Genomic DNA, 6,152 nt, shown 5'->3' with positions numbered 1-6,152 from the left:
GCACGCGCGCGACGATCACATGCTGCCCCAGCGCCTCGGCCGGCGAACCGGCCGGCGGCCAGGCACCCCCTTCGTCGAAGCCGGCTTCGCGCAAGGCCTCCAGCCAGCGCTGCGGCGGCAGCAAGGGGTTGTCGCCGCGCAGGTCGTCGGCGAAATGCTGCCAGCCTTCGATCAGGCCGGTGGTCATGTCGAACCACGGCAGGTGCGTCGTCGACTCGACCAGCACCAGCATGCCGCCCGGTGCCAGCAGCCCGCGCAGCCGCTTCAGCGCGACGCGCAGGTCGCGGCTGGCATGCACCGCGTTGGCCGACACGATGGCGTCGACGCTGCCCGGCGCGTAGCCCTGGGCCTGCGGGTCGGTGTCCATGTCGAAGCGGCCGAAACTCAGGAACGGGTAGGCGGCGAATCGCTCGCGCGCCCGGTCGAGGAAGACGTCAGAGACATCGGTGAACTGGTACTGCGCGCGGTCGGCCGGCAGCGCGTCCCCGAGCGTGGACAGGATGGCGGAACTGGTGCCGCCGGTGCCGGCGCCGACCTCCAGCACGCGCAGCGCGCGCCCGGCCGGCACGGTGGCGGCCAGCGTCTCGAAGGCGGTCGCCGCGAGGCCGTTGATGTAGCGCATCGTCGCCGAGCGCTCGTAGAGGTTCTCGGCCAGCTCGAACGAGCCCTGCGGGAACAGCGTCTCGAGCGGGCTTTCGCGGCCCAGCAGCACCGGCGCCACCAGCGCGCCGCAGTGGCGCACGTAGGCGAGCAGCGGCTGGTTGTCGACGAACAGGCGCTCCGCCTCGGCCCACAGCGCGGCCAGCGGCGGCTCGGCCAGCGCGCGGTCGGCGACGAAGCGCTCGCCGTCGCGGCGCAGTTGCCCGGCCTCGACCAGGCTGTCCATCCAGCGCGACACCAGGTGCCGGTAGCTCGCGCCGATGCCGCTGCGCTGCATCAGCCCGTCCAGCGTCTGCGCCTCGCCAGCCGCGGCGAACTGCCCGGCCTCGCGCAGCGCGTGCGCCGCGTGCGCCGTGGTGATGCGGGCCAGGCACTCCCACTTCGCCGGGTACGACGCCGCGTTCAGGTCCAGCGGGCCGCGCTCGGCCTGGCGCGCCAGCGCGCTGCTGACGCGCTGCCAGCGCTGCCCTGCATCGACCGGGGCCGCAGGCGCTTCGCCGACGACGTCCATCCAGTGCCGGCGCGCGCGGAACGGGTAGGTCGGCAGCGCGACGCGGCGGCGCGCGTACGGCGCATCGAACGCGGCCCAGTCGACCTCGGCGCCCGACACGTAGAGCCGCTGCAGACTGGCCAGCAGGTCGGTCCAGTCGGCACGTTCGCGGTGCAGCGACGGCAGCCATTCGACCTCGGCACCCGCGGCGCATTCGGCGCCCATGCCCAGCAGCACCGGGTGCGGCCCGACCTCGACGAAGTGCGTGATGCCCTGCGCCAGCAGGCCTTGCAGCGCCTGCGCGAAACGCACCGGCTGCCGCATGTGCGTGAGCCAGTAGTCGGCGTTGCCGACCTCGGCCAGCCCGGCCGGCGCGCCGGTGACGTTGGACACCAGCGCGATGCGCGGTGCGTTGAACGTGACGGTCTCCAGCACGCGGCGGAAGGCCGGCAGCACCGGCTCGATCAGTGCCGAGTGCGCCGCATGCGGCACGCGCAGCAGCTTGACGCGCACGCCCTGTACTTCGAGCCGCTGCGACGCGGCCTCGACCGCACTGCGCGGGCCGCTGATGACGAAGTGCTCGGGCCCGTTGTAGGCCGCGATGGTCAGCGCGGACGGCCCGTGCGCCAGCTCCGCCTGCACCACGGCCTCGGCGGCGAACACCGCCGCCATCGCACCATCGGCCGGCAGTTCGTGCGTCAGCCGGCCGCGTTCGATGACCAGGCGCAGCCCGTCCTCGAGCGACAGCATGCCCGACACGCAGGCCGCCGCGTACTCGCCCAGGCTGTGCCCCACCAGCGCGACAGGCTCGATGCCCCACGAGCGCCACAGCGTGGCCAGTGCAACCTCGATCGCGAAGTTGACCGGCTGCGCCCACGCGGTCTCGTTGATCGGCGAGGCACTGCCGGCCGGCGTGAAGATCACGTCGAGCAGCGAACGCGGCAGGTGCGGACGCGACGCCGCGTCGCAGGCATCCAGCACCTCGCGGAACACCGGCGAGCTGTCGTACAGCTGCCGGCCCATGCCGGCGTACTGGCCGCCCTGCCCGGTGAACAGGAAGGCGACCTGCGGACGCACCGCGCCTTCGACCTGGCCGCGCGCGACCGCCGGGTCGTCGCGGCCAGCCAGGAAGGCGGCCACGCCGGCGTGCAATTCATCCAGGCTCGCACCCGTCACCGCCATCCGGTGCGAGAAATGCGAGCGGCCGGCGTTGGCGCTGAAGCACAGGTCGGCCGCCTCCTCGGTCTCCTCGCCCTGCAGCAGCCGGGCCTCGTGGCGGCGCGCCAGGTCGGCCAGCGCCGCGTCGTCGCGCGCCGACAGCGCCAGCAGGTGGGTCGGCCGCTGCAGCGTGACGGGCGGCGCGGCCAGCGATGCGGCCGGCGCGGCTTCGACGATCACGTGCGCATTGGTGCCGCTGAAGCCGAACGAGCTGACGCCGGCCAGCCGGCGGCCGTCGATCTCGGGCCAGTCGGTCGATGCCGTCGGCACCTGCACCGGCCAGTTCCAGTCGATGTGCGGGTTGCCGGCCTGGAAGTGCAGGTGGGGCGGGATCTGTCGGCGCTGCAGGGCCAGCACCACCTTGATCAGCCCCGCGAGGCCGGCCGCCGCCTCGAGGTGGCCGATGTTGGTCTTGACCGAGCCGACCTGCAGCGGCTGCGCCGCATCGCGCCCGCGGCCGAGCACCGCGGCCAGCGCGCCCAGCTCGATCGGGTCGCCGAGCGGCGTGCCGGTGCCGTGCGCCTCGACGTAGCCGATCTGGCGCGCGTCGACCTGGGCGGCGGCCAGCGCGGCGCGGATCACCGCCTCCTGCGCCGGGCCGTTCGGCGCGGTCAGCCCGCCGCTGCGGCCGTCCTGGTTCATCGCGCTGCCGCGCACCACGGCCAGCACGCGGTCGCCCGCGGCCTGCGCGTCGGCCAGCCGCTTCAGCACCAGCACCGCGCAGCCCTCGCCGCGCACGTAGCCGTCGGCGGCCGCGTCGAAGGTCTTGCAGCGTCCGTCCGGCGCCATCATCCGCGCCTTCGAGAAGTTGATGTTCATCTCCGGCGTCAGGATCAGGTTCACCGCGCCGGCCAGCGCCATGCCGCATTCGCCCAGCCGCAAGCCCTGGCAGGCCAGGTGCAGCGCGACCAGCGACGACGAGCACGCGGTGTCGACCGCCACCGCCGGCCCCTGCACGCCGAGGAGGTACGACAGGCGGCCCGATGCGACGCTCGCCGCATTGCCGGTCGCGAAATACGGATCGATCAGCTCGGCGTGGCGGTACAGCGCACGGCCGTAGTCGTTGTTGCAGATGCCGACGTAGACGCCGGTGCGCTGGCCGAGCGGCGTCGCACCCAGTTCGGCGGGCGCGATGCCGGTGTCTTCCAGCGCTTCCCAGGCCACTTCGAGCAGCATGCGCTGCTGCGGGTCCATGCTGGCGGCCTCGCGCGGCGAGATGCCGAAGAACTCGGCATCGAAGCGGTCGACCGCGTCGACGAAGCCGCCGAAGCGCGTCGTCATCTTGCCCGGCGCATCGGCGTCGGCGTCGTACAGCGCGTCCAGGTTCCAGCGCTCCGGCGGGATCGGGCCGATGGCATCCGTGCCGGACCACAGCAGCTCGGCGAAGCCTTCGGCATCGACGACGCCGCCGGGCAGGCGCATCGCCATGCCGACGATCGCGATCGGTTCGTGCAGCGCGGCGTTCGAGCGCGCGAGCCGGTCCTTCAGCTCGCGGATCTCGATCAGGGCGCGCTTGACGGGGCTCAGCGCTTCATCGCGCGGGTCGGTCATCGGGAACTCCCCAGTTCTTGCAGCAGCAGGGCTTCGGCCTGTTCGTCGCTGAGCTCGCTCAGGTCCTGCGGCGTGGTGTCGGGCGTCTTGTCGACGGCCGCGGGCTCGGCAAGGTCGAGCACGCGCATCAACTGCGCCGTCAGCGCGGCCACCGTCGGGTAGTCGAACAGCAGCGTCGCCGACAGCGGTTTGCCGATCGAGCGCGTCAAGGCGTTGCGCAGCTCGACTGCCATCAGCGAATCCAGCCCCAGGTCCTTCAGCGGCGTCTTCGGGTCGACCGGCGTGCCGGCATCCAGGCCCAGCACGTGCAGCGCGCGTTCGGCGAGGTGCGCGGCCAGCGCCGCGGCGCGCTGCCCGGCCGGCGTGGCCTGCAGGCGCGACAGCACCGACGATTCGGCCGCGGCCGGTGCGGGCGCCGCGGCACGCTGCACCAGCCCGTCGAAGAAGGCCGGATCGACGCCGGCCGGCAGGCTGGCGATGAAACGCGGCCAGTCGATCGGCAGCACCGCGGCATGCACCGCGCGCTCGCGCAGCAGCTGCTCGAGGCGCTCGAAGCCCTGCGCCGGTTCGATCTGCGCCAGGCCGCGCTCGCGCCACGGGTCGTGGCCGGTGGCCGCGAGCCGCGTCGCCATGCCRCCCTGCGCCCACGCGCCCCAGGCCACGCTGAGGGCCGGCAGGCCCTGCGTGCGGCGCAACCGGGCCAGCGCGTCGAGCTCGGCGTTCGCCGCCGCATAGGCGCACTGCCCCGGCGCACCGAGCAGCAGGCCGGCGGCGGAGTACATCACGAAGAAGTCCAGCGGCAGCGTGCGCGTCTGCTCGTGCAGCTGCTGGGCGGCACGCGCCTTGTTGTGCAGCACCACGGCACAGCGCGGCCAGTCCTGGCGCAGCGCGATGCCGTCGTCCAGCGTGCCGGCCGCGTGCACGATGCCGCGCAGCGGCGGCATCTCGGCGGCGATGCGGGCCAGCACCGTGCGCAGCGCCGCGGCATCGCCGGCATCGGCCGCGAAGCAGCGCACCGCGACGCCGGCGGCTTCGAGCTCGCGCACCGCCTGCGCCGCCTCGGCGGACGGCGCGTGCCGGCCCAGCAGCGCCAGGTGGCGGGCGCCCGCGCGCTGCAGCCAGCGCGCGGTGTGCAGGCCGAGCGCGCCCAGGCCACCGGTGACCAGGTAGCTGGCGCCGGCCTGCACGTCGAAGGCCGATGAGGCCGGCAGCCGCAGCACGATCTTGCCGATGTGCCGCGCCTGTGCCATGTGGCGGAAGGCGTCGGCCGCGTGCGCGAAGTCGAACACCGTGACCGGCAGCGGCTCCAGGCTGCCGTCCTGCAGGCCGGCCTGCAGCTCGACCAGCATCGGGCGCAGCAGGCGCGGCTCGGCGTAGGCCGCCTCGCCCAGGTCGTAGGGCTGGTAGTGCAGGCCGGGGTGGCGCTGCGCCACCGCATCGGCCGTCCAGATGTCGCGCTTGCCGAGTTCGAGGAACCAGCCGCCGCGCGCGACGACGCCGAGGCCGGCCGGGATGAACTCGCCGGCCAGCGAATTGAGCAGCACGTCGACGCCGGCCCCGCCGGTGGCGCGCATCAGCTCGGCGGCGAACGAGGTGCTGCGCGAATCCATCACCGCGCGCACGCCCATCGCCAGCAGGTGGGCGCGCTTCTCGGGCGAACCGGCCGTCGCGTAGACCTCGGCACCGGCGCGCAGCGCAAGCTGCACCGCCGCCAGCCCGACGCCGCCGGCCCCGGCATGCACCAGCACGCGCTGGCCGCGCTGCAGGCCGGCGAGGGTGAACAGGCCGTGGTGCGCCGTCAGGAAGGCCACCGGCAAGGCCGCCGCCTGCTCGTCCGACAGGCCCGGCGGGATGCGCGCGACGAAGGCCGCCGGCGCGATGGCCTCGCTGCCCATGCTGTCGTGCACGAAGCCGAACACGCGCTCGCCGACACGCCAGCCTTCGACCGCGGTACCGACCTCGCCGACGACACCGGCGCATTCGGCACCGAGCGGGATGCCGCTGCCGGGGTAGACGCCGAGCGCGAGCAGCACGTCGCGGAAGTTCAGCCCGGCGGCGTGCACCTGGATGCGCAGCTCGTTCGGCTTCAGTGCGCGCGACGCCAGCGGCTTCAGCGCGAGACCGTCGAGCGTGCCCGCACGCGCCACCTCGAGGCGCTGTGCACGCACGGCCGCGGCCTGCGGGCGCCGCAGCAGGCGCGGCGCGTGGCGCGCGCTGCCGCGCAAGGCCACGC

2 protein-coding genes are annotated in these 6,152 nt (G+C 74.2%); both read right to left on the bottom strand.

Annotated elements, in window-relative coordinates; translation table 11 throughout:
* Positions 1-3,919 (bottom strand): type I polyketide synthase (locus AC1DYN_RS31275; protein WP_477966486.1); only part of this gene is annotated, 3,919 nt, incomplete at its 3' end.
* Positions 3,916-6,152 (bottom strand): type I polyketide synthase (locus tag AC1DYN_RS31270; protein WP_477966484.1); only part of this gene is annotated, 2,237 nt, incomplete at its 5' end. The genes AC1DYN_RS31270 and AC1DYN_RS31275, both read right to left, overlap by 4 nt.

The sequence above is a fragment of the Rhizobacter sp. P2_D12 genome (assembly GCF_056404395.1).
Note: the sequence above shows the minus strand (reverse complement) of the source record. Positions and strands in the feature narration are given on the sequence as shown.